This window comes from Pseudomonas sp. M47T1, from assembly GCF_000263855.1.
Lineage (GTDB): Bacteria > Pseudomonadota > Gammaproteobacteria > Pseudomonadales > Pseudomonadaceae > Aquipseudomonas.
In genome coordinates, this window is the sequence record NZ_AJWX01000080.1 from 1 (window position 1) to 277 (window position 277).

Annotated in this window: 1 protein-coding gene; it reads right to left on the reverse strand. The window is 62.8% G+C overall.

The genetic code is table 11. The features are described from left to right. Nucleotides 1–277, reverse strand: a 277-nt coding sequence (locus PMM47T1_RS28530; RefSeq protein WP_043301684.1) for a 6,7-dimethyl-8-ribityllumazine synthase, incomplete at both ends; no start/stop codon positions are given.

Below are 277 nucleotides of genomic sequence, written 5' to 3' on the forward strand. Positions count from 1 at the left end.
AGGTATTCGCCGCTTCCTGGCCCTTGTGCAGGAAGTGCTTGAAGAAGTACTCGTGGTGCTCCTGGCCGTGAAAGTTGTGCGGGGTCAGGGACACCGAGAACACCGGCACTTCAGTTTCCAGTTGCACTTGCATCAGCGCGTTCACCACCGAGGCGGCGACGAAGTCGTGACGGTAGATACCGCCGTCCACCACCAGGGCTGCGCCGACGATGCCGGCGTAACGGCCAGTCTTGGCCAGCAGCTTGGCGTGCAGCGGGATTTCGAAGGCGCCGCCCAC